Annotated in this window: 1 protein-coding gene; it reads left to right on the top strand. The window is 61.6% G+C overall.

All coding sequences use genetic code 11. The annotated features are described in order from the left end of the window. Positions 1-419, top strand: a 419-nt coding sequence (locus tag ACW5XC_RS20425; RefSeq protein ID WP_456516116.1) for a DDE-type integrase/transposase/recombinase, incomplete at both ends; no start/stop codon positions are given.

The raw sequence follows: 419 nt of genomic DNA, 5'->3' as shown, positions 1-419 counted from the left end.
CGTCAGGTTCGACTGCGACAACCGCGGGTGGGCACTCGCAAGCTGCATTATCTGCTGCAGGGTCAGGATGATGACGGGCTCAAGGTCGGGCGGGACAGGCTGTTTCGGATATTGACCGAGCACCGCCTGCTGGTGCCACCCAGACGGGCGTATCACAAGACCACCCACAGTTTTCACCGTTTCTACCGTCATCCCAACTTGCTCAAGGCGGGGCCAGAGCAGGTTACGCCGGTGGCCCCGGAGCAGGTCTGGGTTGCTGATATCACCTATCTGCCAGCCAGGAGCGGACCGCTGTACCTGAGCCTGGTGACGGATGCGTACTCACGCAAGATAGTGGGCCATCACGTGCACGAAGGGATGCATGCCGAATCGGTGGCGATGGCGTTCAAGAAAGCGCTGAAGCAACGGCGTGGCGGCGG

The sequence above is a fragment of the Aeromonas sp. 25-AL00135 genome (genome assembly GCF_054052385.1).
The sequence above is the reverse complement of the archived record's forward strand: the minus strand, read 5'-3'. Positions and strand labels throughout refer to the sequence as shown.